Origin of the sequence: Streptomyces sp. NPDC050161 (assembly GCF_044460025.1) — a bacterium.
Lineage (GTDB): Bacteria > Actinomycetota > Actinomycetes > Streptomycetales > Streptomycetaceae > Streptomyces.
Window position 1 is genome coordinate 507,754 of record NZ_JBITJM010000004.1, and the last position, 15,929, is coordinate 523,682.

General features: G+C 71.0%; 7 protein-coding genes and 1 pseudogene. 7 read left to right on the plus strand and 1 reads right to left on the minus strand.

The genetic code is table 11. The annotated features are described in order from the left end of the window. Nucleotides 1–153: 153 nt before the first annotated feature. From ACIBK8_RS09820 to ACIBK8_RS09835, 4 genes and pseudogenes are all read left to right on the plus strand, one after another. The gene (locus ACIBK8_RS09820; RefSeq protein ID WP_399041175.1) at nucleotides 154–5,787 is read left to right on the plus strand and encodes a type I polyketide synthase; all 5,634 of its coding nucleotides are present in this window, start codon (nucleotides 154–156) and stop codon (nucleotides 5,785–5,787) included. Nucleotides 5,788–5,841: 54 nt separating this feature from the next. After that, nucleotides 5,842–9,816 (plus strand): annotated as a pseudogene (locus tag ACIBK8_RS09825) (type I polyketide synthase); the annotation flags it as partial. Next, nucleotides 9,810–11,057, plus strand: a complete 1,248-nt coding sequence (locus tag ACIBK8_RS09830) for a cytochrome P450 (RefSeq protein WP_399041176.1) — start codon at nucleotides 9,810–9,812, stop codon at nucleotides 11,055–11,057. The pseudogene ACIBK8_RS09825 and the gene ACIBK8_RS09830, both read left to right, overlap by 7 nt. Nucleotides 11,058–11,136: 79 nt before the next feature. After that, nucleotides 11,137–11,493, plus strand: a complete 357-nt coding sequence (locus ACIBK8_RS09835) for a nuclear transport factor 2 family protein (protein ID WP_393684823.1) — start codon at nucleotides 11,137–11,139, stop codon at nucleotides 11,491–11,493. A 7-nt stretch (nucleotides 11,494–11,500) separates the two neighbouring features. Here the strand turns inward: ACIBK8_RS09835 and ACIBK8_RS09840 are convergent, their stop codons facing one another. Beyond that, entirely contained in the window at nucleotides 11,501–12,175 is a 675-nt protein-coding gene (locus ACIBK8_RS09840) for a TetR/AcrR family transcriptional regulator (RefSeq protein WP_399041179.1), read from the minus strand. 193 nt (nucleotides 12,176–12,368) lie between these two features. Between ACIBK8_RS09840 and ACIBK8_RS09845 the strand changes: the two genes are divergently transcribed. From ACIBK8_RS09845 to ACIBK8_RS09855, 3 genes are all read left to right on the plus strand, one after another. Beyond that, the gene (locus ACIBK8_RS09845; RefSeq protein WP_399041180.1) at nucleotides 12,369–13,037 is read left to right on the plus strand and encodes an SDR family oxidoreductase; all 669 of its coding nucleotides are present in this window, start codon (nucleotides 12,369–12,371) and stop codon (nucleotides 13,035–13,037) included. 114 nt (nucleotides 13,038–13,151) lie between these two features. Next, entirely contained in the window at nucleotides 13,152–14,681 is a 1,530-nt protein-coding gene (locus ACIBK8_RS09850; protein ID WP_399041181.1) for an FAD-dependent oxidoreductase, read from the plus strand. Nucleotides 14,682–14,684: 3 nt separating this feature from the next. Further along, on the plus strand, nucleotides 14,685–15,914 hold the full coding sequence (locus tag ACIBK8_RS09855; protein ID WP_399041182.1) for a cytochrome P450: 1,230 nt from the start codon (nucleotides 14,685–14,687) through the stop codon (nucleotides 15,912–15,914). The last annotated feature ends 15 nt before the right edge of the window (nucleotides 15,915–15,929 follow it).

Below are 15,929 nucleotides of genomic sequence, written 5' to 3' on the forward strand. Positions count from 1 at the left end.
GGTTACGGACGCTGGGTAGCATTGCGCATCAGTCGCGCACACCCACTCCGCATATCAACTCACGCGCCAACTCACGCGCCAACTCACGCATCAACCCTGCACATTACCCATTCGTTTATTGCGACAGGCTACCCGACGGGGGAAGTGGCACCGGTGCCGGAAGATGAGAAGGAAAAGCTCGTCGACTATCTGCGACGGATGACCGTCGATCTGCGCCGGGCCCGCCGACGAGTCCAGGAACTCGAATCCAAAGCTGAAGAACCCCTCGCCGTCATCGGTATGGCCTGCCGCTTTCCTGGCGGGGTGACATCCCCCGAGAGCCTCTGGAAATTGGTGAAGGACGAGGTCGACGCGGTAGGCGACTTTCCGTCCGACCGTGGCTGGGAAGACAACATCTACGACCCCGACCCGGACCGTTCGGGAAAGACCTATGCGCGAGAAGGCGGATTTCTGCACGAGGCGGGCGACTTCGACGCCGCGTTCTTCGGGATTTCCCCGCGCGAGGCCATGGCAATGGACCCGCAGCAGCGGCTGCTGCTCGAAACGGCATGGGAAACATTCGAGCGCGCCGGCATCGACCCCACCGGACTGCACGGCAGCAGAACCGGCGTCTTCGCGGGGCTCATGTACCAGAGCTATGTGCCGGACCACGCACAGACCCCCGGCGACCTGGAAGGCTACGTCGTCAGCGGAAACTCGGGCAGCATCGCCTCGGGGCGCATCGCCTACTCGCTGGGCCTGGTGGGCCCGGCGGTAACGGTGGACACCGCCTGCTCCTCGTCGCTGGTGGCCCTCCACCTGGCGGCTCAGGCGCTCCGCTCCGGGGAGTGCTCACTCGCGCTGGCGGGCGGCGTGACCGTCATGAACACCCCCACCTTGTTCGTGGAGTTCAGCCGCCAGCGCGGACTGTCCCCTGACGGCCGCTGCAAGTCCTTCTCCGCCGACGCCGACGGCGCCGGATGGGGCGAGGGCGTGGGGATGCTGCTGGTCGAGCGGCTGTCGGACGCCCGGCGGAACGGGCACCGGGTGCTGGCGGTGGTGCGTGGCTCGGCGGTCAACCAGGACGGGGCGAGCAACGGCCTGACGGCGCCGAACGGTCCCTCGCAGCAACGGGTCATCCGTCAGGCTCTGGCGGCTGCCGGGCTCTCCACCACCGATGTGGACGTGGTGGAGGCGCACGGCACGGGGACGCGTCTCGGCGACCCGATCGAGGCCGAAGCGCTGCTGGCGACGTACGGCCAAGGCCGGGACGCGGACCGGCCGTTGTGGCTGGGCTCGTTGAAGTCCAACATCGGACACACGCAGGCCGCCGCCGGTGTCGCAGGCGTGATCAAGATGATCAAAGCCATGCAGGAAGGCGAGCTGCCGCGCACACTCCACGTCGATCAGCCATCGGAAGCCGTGGACTGGTCGTCGGGCGCGGTGGAGCTGTTGCGTGAGGCGCGTGCCTGGCCGGAGGTGGGGGACCGTCCGCGTCGGGCCGGTGTCTCGTCGTTCGGCATCAGCGGGACCAATGCCCATGTGGTGTTGGAGCAGGCGCCGGTGGGGGAGGCGGATGAGGCCGCTGATGCCAGTGTTCCGGCGGTGACGCCGTGGGTGGTGTCGGGCCGTTCGGCGGATGCGTTGCGGGGGCAGGCGGCGCGGTTGCGGGCGTTCGTCGCCGACGGTGATGCGTCGGCGTGCGATGTGGGGTGGTCGTTGGCGTCGTCGAGGTCGGTGTTCGAGCATCGTGCGGTGGTGCTGGGGTCGGGCCGCGATGAACTGCTGTCGGGTCTGGGGTCGCTTGCGGCGGGTGAGGATCCGGCGCCCAGCGCGGTGGGTGGTGTGCGTTCAGAGGTCGTGTTCGTCTTCCCGGGTCAGGGGACGCAGTGGGTGGGAATGGCTGCCGAACTGCTCGCTGATTCCCCGGTGTTCGCGGAGTGGATGGCGCGGTGTGAGGCGGCTCTGGAGCCGTACGTCGACTGGTCGTTGACGTCGGTCCTGCGGGACGGGGGCGCGCTGGACCGGGTGGATGTGGTGCAGCCGGTCTCATGGGCGGTGATGGTGTCGCTCGCGGAGTTGTGGCGTTCGCTGAACGTGGTCCCGTCCGGCGTGGTGGGCCATTCGCAGGGCGAAATCGCTGCGGCCGTAGTGGCGGGCGCGCTGTCGTTGGAGGACGGCGCCCGTGTCGTCGCGTTGCGCTCGCAGGTCATCGGACGTGAGCTGGCCGGCCACGGCGGTATGGCATCCATCGCGCTGCCGGAGGACCAGGTACGCGAAAGGATCGACGCGGACGACCAAGTAGGCATCGCCGCCGTCAACGGCCCCAATTCCACGGTGGTTTCGGGCGCTGCGGAGGCGGTCGCCGCCCTCGTCGCCGCCTACGACGCCGACGGTGTCCGGGCCCGTCTGATCCCCGTCGACTACGCCTCCCACTCCTTCCAAGTAGAGGGCATCCAGGATGAGTTGCGCGACGTTCTCGCCGCCGTGCGCCCTCGCCCGTCCCGCATCCCGCTGTACTCCACCGTCGACGGCACGGCCATCGACACCACCGTCATGGACGCGGACTACTGGTTCCGCAACCTCCGGCGGACCGTGCGGTTCGAGGAGACCGTCGGGGCGCTCCTGCGCGACAGGCACGACGCGTTCATCGAGGTGAGCGCGCATCCGGTGCTGACGTACGGCATCGAGGAGGCCGCCGAAGCCGTTGGTGCTGATGTGGTGGTCGTGGGGTCGTTGCGCCGGGAGCAGGGCGGGCTGCGCCGGTTCCTGGAGTCGGTGGCCGAGGCGTGGGTGCGTGGCGTCGACGTGGACTGGAAGCGGGTGTTCGGCGGCGGGGCCCGGAGCGTGGAGCTGCCGACGTACGCGTTCCAGCACGAGCGGTACTGGCTCCAGGTACAGCCGGAGCGGGGTGACGTGACCGCGGCCGGGCTGCGTGCCGCGGACCATCCGCTGCTGGGCGCCGCGGTGGAGCTGGCCGACGGGTCCGGGGTGGTGCTGACGGGCCGGCTGTCGGCGGACGCGCATCCGTGGCTGGCGGATCACGCCGTGCTGGACAGGCCCCTGGTTCCCAGCGCGACCTGGGTGGAGCTGGCGGTACGCGCCGGGGATCAGGTGGGCTGCGCGGTGCTGGAGCGGCTGACGGCGACCGCGCCGCTCGTCCTGCCCGAGCACGGGAGCGTCCCGTTGCAGGTCGTTGTCGGAGATGAGGATGAGTCGGGCCGCCGCGCGGTGACCATCTACTCCCGCCCCGATGCCGACTCCGACGCCGATGGTGACCTTCCCTGGACGTGCCACGCCACCGGACTGCTCGCGCGGGCTGCCGCCCCTGCCCTTGCCCAGACCCCCGCCCCGTCGTGGGAATGGCCACCCCCGGCCGACGCCCGGGAGATCGAGGTCGACGGCGTCTACAAGTCCCTGTCCGCCGCAGGGTTCGGCTACGGCCCCGCGTTCCAGGGCCTGCGGCGCGTATGGCGGCGTGCGGGCGAGATCTACGCCGAGGTCGAACTGCCGGAGGAACACCGTTCCGACGCCGACTCCTTCACCCTCCACCCGGCACTGCTCGACGCCGCCTCCCAGGCGATGCTGCCCGATGCCGCGGACGGCCACGACGGCCACGACGGCCACGACGGCCACGACGGCCACGACGGCCACGACGGCCACGACGGCCACGACGCCGGTGTCGTGCTGCCGTCCTCCTGGTCGGGTGTCCGCGTCCACGCCACCGGAGCCACCGCCCTGCGCGTCCGGCTGTCGGGGCTCGGCTCCGGCACGGTGTCGTTGACGGCCACCGACGAAGCCGGGCAGGCAGTGGTCTCCGCGGAATCGGTGACGGCGGTGGCGGTACCCGCCGATCAGCTGCGCGGGTCTGAGCAGGGCGAACCGTACGCCTCGCTGTTCCGGGTCGAGTGGAAGAGCGTGCCGCTCGCCTCGGGCGCCGACGAACCGGCCCCGGATTCCTGGGCGGTTCTCGGCGCCGCCCGAGCCGCTGGAGTGCGCACCTACGACGACCTCGGTGCCCTCGTCCGCGCCTTGGACGAAGGCGCGGAGGTGCCATCGGTCGTCGTGGCGTCCCTCGTCTCCGCACCGGACGCGGAGGACGAGGTCGTCGAGTATGCGCACGCCGCCACCGCTCGGGCGTTGGAACTCGTCAAGTCCTGGCTGTCCGACGAGCGTTTCGCCGCCTCCCGGCTTCTCGTCCGCACGCACCGAGCCGTCTGCCGCGCCGACGAGGAGGTACACGACCTGGCGCACTCCGGGGTCTGGGGCCTGCTGCGCAGCGCCCAGACGGAGAACCCCGGCCGCTTCGTGCTCGCCGACACCGACGGGGTTGAAGCGGACTCCGGGCAGCTGGCCGCCGCGCTCGCCACCGGGGAACCGCAACTGCTCCTGCGCGGCCCCGCGGCCTTCGCGCCGCGCCTCGCCAAGGTCCCCGCAGTGACCGTGAACCCCGCCGCCGCGGTCCCCTCCCCGCTGGGCTCCGACGGCACGGTGCTGCTCACGGGCGCCACCGGTGCGCTGGGTGCCAGGCTCGCCCGCCACCTGGTGACCGGGCACGGCGTCCGGAATCTGCTGCTGGTGAGCCGCAGTGGCCAACAGGCCGAAGGGGCGGCGGAGTTGGCGGCGGAGCTGCGGGCCTCGGGCGCGCGGGTCACCGTCGCCGCGTGCGATGTCGCCGACCGGGCGCAGCTGGCGCGGCTCATCGCCGGTATACCGAAGGAGAGCCCGCTCACCGCCGTCGTGCACGCGGCCGGGGCACTGGCGGACGGCATCGTCTCCACCATGACATCGGAGCAATTGGCCACGGCGCTGCGCCCCAAAGTGGACGCGGCATGGAACCTCCACGCGGAGACCAAGCACCTCGGCCTGTCCGCCTTCGTGCTCTACTCCTCCGCCGCCGGTCTGCTCGGCGGAGCCGGCCAGGCGAACTACGCCGCCGCGAACACCTTCATCGACGCGCTCGCCCACCACTGCCGACGCCAGGGAATCCCCGCCGTCTCGCTCGCCTGGGGGCTATGGGGGGAGGCCGGCGGCATGACGGACCACCTCGGCGCCGACGACCGCCGCCGTCTGGCGCGCGGCGGTCTGGCACCCCTGAGCGACGCGGATGCGCTGGCGCTCTTCGACGTCGCCCTCCGCCTCGACCAGGCCCTTCTCGCCCCGGTCCGCTGGGACACGGCGACGCTCCGCGAGCAGGGCGAGAACCTGCCGGTCCTCCTGCGGGACCTGGTCAGGGTGACCGTCCGGCGTGCCATGGCGCACGGGGCCGGAGCGGGTGGCGGCAGTGGGGACGACGGTCCGTCCGGCCTCGTACGGCGGCTGGACGCGCTGAGCGGAACGGAACGCCACCGGGCGCTGGCCGACCTGGTGCGAGGCGAGACCGCTGCGGTGCTCGGCCACCCGGATCAGCGGGGCATCGGGCAGGACCGGGCGTTCAAGGAGCTGGGCTTTGACTCGCTCACCGCCGTCGAACTGCGCAACCGGCTCGGCGCCGCCACCGGCCTGCGCCTGCCCGCCGCCCTCGTCTTCGACCACCCGACCGCAGCAGCCGTCGCCGGATACCTGCACTCGGCCCTCTTCCCCCAGGAAAGCGGGGTGGTGCCGGACGGGACCGACGGCGAAGAAGCCGAAATCCGCCGCATTCTGACCACGATTCCGCTGAGCCGGTTCCGGCAGGCCGGAGTCCTGGAAACGCTGCTGAACCTTGCCGCTGCCGACCACGAGGAGAAGACGGAACCGGTGGACGAGATCGACACGATGGATGCCGAGAGCCTGCTGCGGCTGGCCACCGGAAACCTGTCCGACTGACCGACCGACGACCTGGCGGCGGTGAATATTGTGGCTCATTCCACGGAACAGCTGGTCGAGGCCCTGCGGTCCTCCCTGAAAGACAACGAGCGGCTACGTCAGCACAACCGGAAACTCGTCGCATCGGCGTCGGAACCCCTCGCGATCGTCGGTATGGCGTGCCGGTTCCCGGGCGGGGTGCGGACGCCGGAGGATTTGTGGCGGCTGGTTTCCGACGGCGTCGACGCCGTCTCGGAACTTCCGTCCGACCGTGGCTGGAACCTCGACGAGCTGTACGACCCCGATCCGGCGAGTTCGGGGACGTCGTATGCGCGTGAGGGCGGATTCCTTTACGACGCGGGGGAGTTCGACGCCGGTTTCTTCGGGATCTCGCCGCGTGAGGCGCTGGCGATGGACCCGCAGCAGCGGCTGCTGCTGGAGACGTCCTGGGAAGCCTTCGAGCACGCGGGCATCGATCCGGAGACGGTACGCGGCACCCAGGTCGGCGTCTTCACCGGAGGCAACGGCCAGGACTACCCGCTCCTGCTGATGCGGGCACCACAGGAAACGGAGGGCTTCCTGCTGACGGGCAACGCCGCCAGCGTCGCCTCGGGGCGCATCGCCTACCAACTGGGGCTGGCGGGACCTGCGGTGTCCCTCGATACGGCCTGCTCGTCGTCCTTGGTGGCACTGCACCTCGCCGGGCAGGCGCTGCGGGCGGGCGAGTGCTCGATGGCGCTCGCGGGCGGCATTTCGGTGATGTGCACCCCGACGAGCTTCGTGGAATTCAGCCGCCAGCGCGGACTCGCCCCCGACGGCCGGTGCAAGCCCTTCGCCGCGGGAGCCGACGGGGTCGGCTGGGGCGAGGGTGTGGGGATGCTGCTGGTGGAGCGGCTGTCGGACGCCCGGCGCCATGGACATCGGGTGCTGGCGGTGGTGCGCGGCTCGGCCGTGAACCAGGACGGCGCGTCGAACGGCCTGACCGCGCCCAACGGACCCGCCCAACAGCGGGTGATCCGGCAGGCGTTGGCGAACGCCGGGACCTCGGCCGCCGATGTGGACGCCGTGGAAGGGCACGGCACGGGAACCAAGCTGGGCGACCCGATCGAGGCGGACGCGCTGCTCGCCACGTACGGGCAGGAGCGCGCGGCCGGCCATCCCCTGTGGCTGGGCTCGGTGAAGTCCAACATCGGTCACACGCAGGCCGCCGCCGGTGTCGCCGGCGTGATCAAGATGGTGATGGCGATGCGGGACGGCGTGCTGCCGCGCACCCTGCACGCGGAGCAGCCGTCACCGATCATCGACTGGACATCCGGCTCGGTGGAACTGCTGCGCGAAGCCCGGGAATGGCCGGAGACCGGACGCCCCCGCCGGAGCGCCGTCTCGTCCTTCGGGATCAGCGGGACCAATGCCCACGTGGTGCTCGAACAGGCACCGGACGACGACACCCGCGAAGAAGCCGGCGCACGCGAAGGCGACACTCCGCCTCCGACCATCACACCGTGGCCGGTGTCGGCCCGCTCGGAACCGGCCCTGCGGGCACAGGCCGAGCGGCTGCACGCGTACGCCCGGACGGACGGTGACGTGTCGGCCGCCGACATCGGCCGGTCGCTGGCCACCTCGCGTTCGGCGTTCGAGCACCGGGCAGTGGTGATCGGGGAAGACCGCCAACAACTCCTGGACGGCCTGGGCGCGTTGGCGTCGGGCGACGGCGCGGGGCCTGACGTGGTGACGGGGTCGGTGGTGGCGCCCGGCCGGCTGGCCGTCGTCTTCACCGGCCAAGGCGCACAGCGGGCGGGCATGGGCCGCGCACTGTACGGGACCTTCCCGGCGTTCGCGGCGGCGCTCGACGAGGCGTGTGCGCGGCTCGACCCGCTGCTGGGCAGGTCGTTGCGCGAGGCGATGTGGTCGGGTGACGGACTCGACGAGACGGGGTTGACGCAGCCGGCCCTGTTCGCGGTGGAAGTGGCGCTGTTCCGGTTGCTGGAGTCGTGGGGTGTCCGGCCGGATACGCTGGCCGGGCATTCGGTCGGGGAGATCGCGGCGGCGCATGTGGCGGGGGTCTTCTCGCTCGCGGATGCCGCCCAACTGGTCGCAGCGCGTGGGAAGTTGATGCAGGCGCTGCCGTCCGGCGGAGCGATGGTGTCGGTTCAGGCGACCGAGGAAGAAGTCCTTCCCCTGCTGTCCGGTTGCGAGGACCGGGTGAGTATCGCCGCGATCAACGGCCCCCGGTCCGTCGTCATCGCCGGTGACGAGCCCACGGTGCAGCGCGTGCGGGAGCAGTTCGCGGGACAGGGCCGCAAGACCAAGAAGCTGAAGGTGAGCCACGCATTCCACTCGCCGCTGATGCACCCCGTGCTCGACGCCTTCCGTGCCGCCATCCGCACGCTCACCTATTCCGCCCCCGCCATCCCCCTCGTGTCCGCGACGACCGGCAAGCCGGTGACCGACGAGATCGCCTCCGCTGACCACTGGGTCGACCACGTGACCAGTCCGGTGCGGTTCCTCGACGTCGTGCGCACCATGGAGGACGACGGTGTGCGGACGTTCATCGAACTCGGCCCGGACGGCGTCCTGTCGGCGCTCATTCCCGACTGCGCCGCCGATCCGTCGGCCGTGGCCGCCGTACCCGTGCTGCGCCGCGACCGGCCGGAGCCGCGGTCCGCCGTGACGGCGCTGGCCAGGGCCCAGGTCCGCGGCGCCCGGGTCGACTGGTCGTCGTTCTACGCCGGCACCGGCGCCCGCCGCGTCGACCTGCCGTCCTACGCCTTCCAGCGGAAGCGCTACTGGCCGGCCACGGCCTGGTCGCGTCCCGCCGGCGAACCGGCCGCCGGCCCACCGGAAGACACCACGGCCGGGAGCGAACCCCTCGCCTCCCTGCCGGACCGGGACCGGGAGTCCGCGCTGCTCGCACTCGTCCGCGCCCGCACCGCCCGGACCCTCGGGTACCCCTTGGAAGAGATACCGCCCACCCACTCCTTCACGGAGCTGGGCATCACGTCCCTGACCGCGGTGGAACTCCGCAACGAACTCGCCTCCGCCACCGGCATGCCGCTGGAGACATCGGCGGTCTTCGACCACCCGACACCAGCGGCCCTCGCCGCCCACCTGGCCACCGGCCTCGCCACCACGAACGAAGCCGCCCCCGCCGATCCGCCGCACGACACCTCGCTCGCCGCGCTCTTCCAACAGGCGTGCGCCCACGGCAGGACCGCCGATGGACTCGACCTGCTGGCCACGGCTTCGCAGGCACTCGGCCTCGACCGCCCCACCGCCCGGGAGCGGGCCGCGCACAAGCCCGTGCGGTTCGCGAAGGGGCCGACCGCGCCTGCCCTGATCTGCCTGCCCAGCTTCGCCGCCCCGGCCAGCGAGTACCAGTACGCGCGATTCGCCGCCGCCTTCCGGGACGTACGCGACGTAGCGGTGATCGCCCCGCCCGGCTACCGGCACGACGAAGCCCTGCCCACGACCCTGGACCAACTCGTCGCCCGCCAGGCCACGGCGGTCGGGCAGTGCGCCGAAGGCGCTCCGTACGTACTGGTCGGCTACTCGTCCGGCGGGTGGCTCGCGCACGCCCTGGCCGAGCGGCTGGCAGCCGGAGGCGAGGCCGCAGCGCCGTCCGGCGTCGTCCTGCTCGACTCCTCGCCTCCCGACAGCCCTGAACTGGACGCCCTCCAGGGTGACTTGTTCGGACGGCTCGCGGCCCGTGAGCTGGTCGCCGATCTCGTCGACGACAGGAAACTCATGGCGATGGGGTGGTACCTCAAGCTGTTCCGGCCGTGGTCACCCGGGGCGATCCGCTGCCCGGTCCTGCACGTCAGGGCCACGGACTCGCTGTCCGGGACCGAGGGTCCGCAGTGCGCCGTGTGGCCCGCCCCGCACACCCCGGTGGACGTCCCCGGCGACCACCTCAGCGTGATCGACACCTGTGCCGACGGGACGGCCGAAGCCGTGGAGAACTGGCTGACCGCGCAGGCCCAGACGCAGACGCAGGCGCAGGAACGGAACGACCGACCGCAGGGACCTGACGAAGGAACGATGCCGTGCTAGAGCAGCCGCCGCCGGGCCACCGGTCACTCCTGGCCCCCGAGTTCTTCCAGGACCCGCACGCCGTCTACCAGGATCTGCGGGGACAAGGCACCGTACACAGGCGCGTGGTCAAGACGTTCGCCGCGGAGATGGACGCCTGGGTGGTCACCGGCTACGAAGAAGCCAGGGCACTGCTCGCCGACCCCCGGCTGTCCAAGGACGCGCGGAGTCTGCCGCAGGTCATCGCGGCGAACTTCGTGCCCGACGAGACGGCGCCGCCCGGAGCCGCGCCGCCCGCCGCGCCGCCGAATCCGCGCAACATGCTCTTCAGCGACCCGCCCGACCACACCCGGTTGCGCCGGCTGATCGGCAAGGCATTCACCATGCGCCGGGTCGAGAAGATGCGGCCGTGGATCGAGAACGCCACCGACGAACTGCTCGACACCATCGTCGCCGACCGCGCATTCGACCTGGTGGAGGAGGTGGCGCTGGCCCTGCCCATCTACGTCATCGGCAATCTTCTCGGGGTGGCGGACGACCGGTTCGCCGACATCAGACGCTGGAACGCCGTCCTCACCAACATCGACGGCAGCGCCGACGAGAAGCAGACCGCTCTCGCGCAGATGTACGCGTACATGGGCGGACTCATCGAGAGCAAGCGCTCCCAGCCGGGCGATGACATGGTGACCGCCCTGCTCGAAGCCCAGGACGACGGGAGCGGGCTCGACGAGGGCGAACTGCTGTCGACGATCTTCCTGGTCATGAACGCGGGCTACGAGACCACGGCGAACATGATCAGCAGCGGTGTCCTGGCGCTGCTGCGCCACCCCGAGGTGCAAGAACGCCTGCGGCAGGCACCCGAGTTGATCCCCGGGGCGATCGAGGAGTTCCTGCGCTTCGAGGGGCCGCTGAATCTGGCGACGATCCGGTTCACGAAGGACCCGGTCCAGGTCGGCGACGTCCTGATCCCGCGGGACGCGATCGTCTTCGTGTCACTGCTCTCCGCGAACCGGGACGCCGGCAGATTCCCCGGTCCCGAGCGCTTCGACATCGAGCGCCCGGCATCCGGCCACGTCGCCTTCGGACACGGCATCCATCACTGTCTCGGCGCGCCGCTCGCCCGGCTGGAAGGGGAGGTGGTCTTCCGCAAGTTGCTCGCACGCTTCGCCTCCTGGCAGCTCGCGGTGCCCGAAGCGAGCCTGCGCTGGAGGTACAGCATGCAGTTCCGGGGCCTCGACAGGCTCCCGCTGCGGCTGAGTTGAGCCGCGACGGCCGCCACGAGGGCCGGCGCGAGCACGGAATCGACGCATCGACGAGAGTCGGGAAGAAGGGAGTCGGAACATGGCCGACAACGCAGTGAGCAGGTTCTTCGCGGCGGGCGAAGGGGACGACGTACCGGGGGCCGTCGCGTGCTTCACCGACGACGGCGTCTGGATCTCCTGGGACGGACCCGAGCCCGGCACCACCTACCGGCGGGACGAGATTCCCGCACTGCTCTCCGGAATGATCGAGAAGCGCAAGGAGATGGAGAGCCAGGGGGTGCGGATCGTCTACGGCGAGCAGGTGGAGGCCGCGGACAAGGTGATCCTGGAGTACGCGGTGGAGGCCCCGAACGGCACCGTGGTCGATCGGGGCGTGGACATCTTCACGCTGCGCGACGGAAAAATCGCGGTGAAGGATGTCTTCCGCAAGGCGTGAGACGGCCTCAGCGCCAGACCACCGACTCGCCCAGGGCCGCCATCGCCTCGCGCACCGCGGCGGCGGCCATGGGCGGCTCCGGCAGCGGATGCGCCCGGTCGGCACGGAAGCCGTCGAGGGTCAGGGCGAGGTGACGGCGCCAGGCATGGGGCGCCGAGGTGCGGGTCGCCTCGATGACGCGGGTGTGGGACCAGACCACCAGGACGAGGTCCTCGGCCGTGACGTCCGTCCGCAGCCTGCCGTCCTCGTGCGCCCGCGCGACGACCTTGGCGAACAGCTCACGGATGCGTTCGTGGGCATCGATCGTCCAGTCGCAGCTGAAGGTCATGGACAGCAGGTCGTTGAGGCCCCGGTCCTGGGCCTGGAGTTCGCAGAGCCGCTCCAGGAAGCCGGTGAACGCCTCCCAGGCGTCGGGCACGGTCAGCGCCCGCTCGCCCGCCTCGACGCAGCTTTCGAGCTTGCCGTCGAAGATCGCCTGCATCAGGTCGAGGCGGCGCGGGAAGTGCCGGTAGAGCGTGCCGATGGCGACGCCGGCCTGGCGGGCGATGCCCTCCAGGGACGTGTTGATGCCCTGCTCGGCGAAGGCGGTGCGGGCCACCGCGAGGATCGCGTCCCGATTGCGCTGGGCGTCGCGGCGCAAGGGGCGCCCGGTCTCCGTGGTCGCGGTCCGTTCGGCGGTCATGACGCCACTGTAGTCGACTATCGCTTATGTCGAGGACCCCCTCGACTTGTGTTAGTGTCGGCATACATGAGGGGGGCCTCGACTTTCGCGAGGGTGCTTCACGCACCCGCCGCACGTCACGCGCACCACCTCGGAGGCACCGCACCAGGCGCCCTCGCGGGCGCCGTATCCACGTCAAAGACAAGGAACCGCTATGCCCACCATCGCGATCGTCGGCGCCGGCCCGATCCTCGGTCTGTCCGCCGCGAAGATCTTCGGCAGCAAGGGCTTCAAGGTCGCTCTCGTCTCCCGCACCCAGGAGAACGTCGACAAGCTCGCCGCCGACCTCGCCGAACTGGGTGTCGAGGCCGCCGGCTTCGCCGGTGACGTCACCGACTCGGCGTCCCTCGCCGCCGCCTTCACCCGCGTCCGCGAACGCTTCGGGGCCGTGGACGTCGTCTCGTTCGCCCCCGTGACCAAGACGCCCAACGTCGGCGTCGACATCGTCGGGCCCGAGGCCATGACGGTCGAGAACACCCAGGCGCAGCTGGACGTGCAGCTGCACGGCGCGATCAGGACGGTCCGCGAGGTGCTGCCGGAGATGGTCGAGCGCGGCAGCGGCACCATGCTGTTCACCACGGCGTACGCGGCGGTCGAACCCCTCGCCTTCGTGGCCAACTTCGGGCTCGCCGGATCCACCGTGCGCTACTACGCGCGGACGCTGAACAGCGCCCTGGCGGAGAAGGGCGTGCACGTGGCCCACATCTCGGTCAACGCCTACATCAACACCGAGCCCGGCACCGAGGCCGACACCATCGCGGAGCTGTACTGGGACGCGTACACCAAGCGGGACCAGGCGGAGCTGATCTTCCAGGCAGCCTGACCCGGCGGTACCGGCGGGCACCTCGGGGGCCGGGAGACCGAAGACCTCTCCCGGCCCCGGGGACCGCGCGGGACTAGGGCGACCGGCAGACACAGAGGACGGTGCACCGAAGCGATGTCGATCGACCGCAGAACCACCCTGCGCCTGGGAGCCGGAGCGGCGCTGGGCGCCACCCTGCTCACCACGACCGGAGCGGCCTCGGGAAGCAGCGGGCCACCCTGGGAGACGCTGCGCCGCCACCTGAAGGGCACCCTCGTCCTCCCCGCCGACCAGGCGTACGGGCAGGCGCGGCAGACGTACTTCAGCCAGTTCGACGCCACCGGCCCGCAGGGGATCGCCTACTGCGCATCGGTGCAGGACGTACGCACCTGCCTGCGGTTCGCGCAGGACCACGACGTCCCGGCCGTGCCCCGCGGGGGAGGGCACAGCCAGGCCGGCTACTCCACGACACCGGGTCTCGTCATCGACATGTCCCGGCTGCGGGCCGTCGACGTCCGGGCGGACACGGTCGCCGTGGGAGCGGGCGCCCAGCAGATCGATGTGCTCGCCGCGCTCTCCCCGCACGGCCTCGCCCTGGTGGGCGGCACCTGCCCCACCGTCGGCGTCGCCGGCTATCTGCTCGGCGGCGGCTACGGACTGCTGACCCGCAGCGAGGGCATGGCCTGCGACCACCTGGTGTCGGCCGAGATCGTGCTCGCCGACGGCCGCATCGTGACCTGCTCCCGCGACCACGAACCCGACCTGTTCTGGGCGCTGCGCGGCGGCGGAGGCGGCAACTTCGGCATCGTCACCCGCCTGGAGAGCGTCCCCGTGAAGATCTCACGGCTGGTCAACTTCACCCTCTCCTGGCCGTGGGAGCGCGCCGCCGGGGTCCTGGCGGGCTGGCAGGACTGGGTCACCGAAGGGCCCGCCGAACTGGGCACCGTCCTGGGCATCGCGCTGCCCGACGCGGCCCCGGGTAAGGTCCCCGTCGTCACCGTCACCGGCGCGTGGACGGGCTCGGCGCAGGCCCTGGAGCGGGCCATCGACGGCCTCGCCGCCCGCGTCGGCGCGCCCCCGGCCGTCCGGACGGTGGACACCCTGCCGTATCAGGAATCGATGATGCGCTGGTACGGCTGCGCCGACAAAAGCGTCGAACAGTGCCACCGCATCGGCTACACCCCCGAGGCGCTGCTGCGCCGCGGCGACTTCCTCCGGCTGCGGAACCGCATGTTCAGCCGGCCGCTGCCGAGTTCGGGGAACGAAGCGCTGCTGACCGCCTTCGACGCCGCCCGCAGGGCGGGCCACGGCCGGTCCATCACCGGCGTCGCCCTCGGCGGCCGGGCCAACGACCCCGCACGGACCGACACCGCCTACGTCCACCGCGACACGAACTTCGCGCTCATCTTCGCCGACACCATGGCCGACGGCACCCCGGCGGAGGACGAGCGGACCGCCGCCCAGACCTGGGTCACGGCACAGTTCCAGGCCGTCGACAACTACTCGAACGGCGAGACCTACCAGAACATGCCGGACCCCGCCCTGACCGACTGGCGGCAGGCGTACTACGGCGAGAACCACCGGAGGCTGACCGAGGTGCGCAAGCGCTACGACCCCGGCCGGTTCTTCCGTTTCCCACAGGCGATCAGCACAGCGGGGGTATGACGGATGACGATCGACCGCATCGCCGAGAACAAGGACGGAACGGCGAACGACCTCCCCGAGTTCCCGCTGACAAGGGAATGCCCCTTCCAACAGCCCTCCGGATACGCCGAGTTGAGGGACCGGGGGCCGGTCACCGAGGTACGGCTGGCCGGCGGACGCACCGCCTGGGCGGTGACCGGCCACGCCGAGGCCAGGAAGCTGCTCGCCGACCCCGCCATGTCGTCCGACCACCACCGGCCGAACTTCCCCCTGGCCGAACCCGCCATGGCCGCCCTCAAGAACAAGGACATCGGCCTCCTGGTGGGCGCCCTCGTCAGGACCGACCCGCCCGAGCACACCACCCAACGGCGCATGCTCATCCCCAGCTTCACCGTCCGCCGCTGCGCCGCACTGCGCCCGAACATCCAGCGCATCGTCGACGCACGCCTGGCGGCGATGCTGGCCCAGGGCCCCCCGGCCGACCTCGTCTCCGCCTTCGCCCTCCCGGTGGCCTCCGGCACGATCTGCGAACTGCTCGGCGTGCCCTACGAAGACCACGACTTCTTCGAGGAACAGGCCAGGCGCAGATTCGCTCCCGGGCAGGTCGTCGACGCCTTCACCGCCCTCGCCGACTACCTGGAGCGGCTGATCCAGGGCAAGGAGAAGTCCCCGGGCGACGGCCTGCTCGACGAGCTGGTCGTCGAACAGGTCCTGCCCGGACGGCTGGCGAGGGCGGAACTGGTCCGCTACGCCATGTCGCTGCTCCTCGCGGGACACGACACCTCGGCGAACATGATCGCGCTGAGCGTCCTGGCCCTGCTGGAACACCCGGAACAACTCGCGGCGCTCCGCGAAGACCCCGCACTGTTCCCCGGCGCGATCGAGGAGTTGCTGCGCTACCTGTCCATCATCGGCAGCCTCGCCCGGGTCGCCACCAAGGACATCGAGGTCGGCGGCCGACGCATCCGAGCGGGCGACGGCGTGCTCATCGCAGGCGGAGCCGTCAACCACGACCCCTCGCAGTTCCACAGCCCGCAGGAGCTGAACGTCCACCGCTCGGCACGCAACCACGTCGCGTTCGGCTACGGCGTCCACCAATGCATAGGCCAGAACCTCGCACGCGTGGAGATGGAAACCGCCCTGCGCACGCTGTTCGCACGCATCCCCACGCTGCGACTGGCCGTCCCCGCGGACGAGGTACCGATGAACCAGGGCCTCTTCTTCGGCATCGGGGAGCTTCGGGTGACCTGGTGACCTTCAGGCGGGGGA

What these genes read in the sequence shown, in the direction of transcription:
- ACIBK8_RS09835 (WP_393684823.1), top strand. Translation starts at nt 11,137, where the DNA reads ATGGCCGACAACGCAGTGAGCAGGTTCTTCGCGGCGGGCGAAGGGGAC.
- ACIBK8_RS09840 (WP_399041179.1), bottom strand. Translation starts at nt 12,175, where the DNA reads ATGACCGCCGAACGGACCGCGACCACGGAGACCGGGCGCCCCTTGCGC.
- ACIBK8_RS09845 (WP_399041180.1), top strand. Translation starts at nt 12,369, where the DNA reads ATGCCCACCATCGCGATCGTCGGCGCCGGCCCGATCCTCGGTCTGTCC.
- ACIBK8_RS09850 (WP_399041181.1), top strand. Translation starts at nt 13,152, where the DNA reads ATGTCGATCGACCGCAGAACCACCCTGCGCCTGGGAGCCGGAGCGGCG.
- ACIBK8_RS09855 (WP_399041182.1), top strand. Translation starts at nt 14,685, where the DNA reads ATGACGATCGACCGCATCGCCGAGAACAAGGACGGAACGGCGAACGAC.